The sequence below is a fragment of the Neisseria sp. SLRRB23 genome, assembly GCF_050896295.1.
GTDB lineage: Bacteria > Pseudomonadota > Gammaproteobacteria > Burkholderiales > Neisseriaceae > Neisseria.
Window position 1 is genome coordinate 1 of record NZ_JBPBFH010000136.1, and the last position, 391, is coordinate 391.

Annotated in this window: 1 pseudogene; it reads right to left on the minus strand. The window is 49.6% G+C overall.

What is annotated here, in order from left to right:
• Positions 1-131: 131 nt before the first annotated feature.
• Positions 132-245, minus strand: a pseudogene (locus tag ACRPFF_RS11495) (surface-adhesin E family protein); the annotation flags it as partial.
• Between the last annotated feature and the right edge of the window lie 146 nt (positions 246-391).

Sequence of the window (391 nt, forward strand, 5' to 3'; positions counted from 1 at the left end):
GGCAGGGAGTTCAACAATGCGGCGTGTTCGGCAACAGAACCGAAGTAAGTGCTCAACAGGATTTTGGCGTTGACGTTGCTCAAAGTAGCGTAAACGTCTTTGTATGCTTCTACCCATTCTTTAGGCAGATCGATAGTGCCGTTTGAGATTGTGCCGATATTTTCCCATCGGGCAGACTTGTCCGGTGTGCTGCAGGCGGTTATCAAAATAGGGAGTAAAACGAAAGATAGGAAGATTGGGCGCATTAGGGTTTGTTTTGCCCCTACAATGATCCCACGTTCCACCCGCCAGCGGGTAATCACTTGTGCCACAGCTTTGCCGTATTTCGCACCGATTTTGCTTACCACGGGCTTGTGGAACATATCGTTTTTTCCTTCTGCAACCGGTGCCC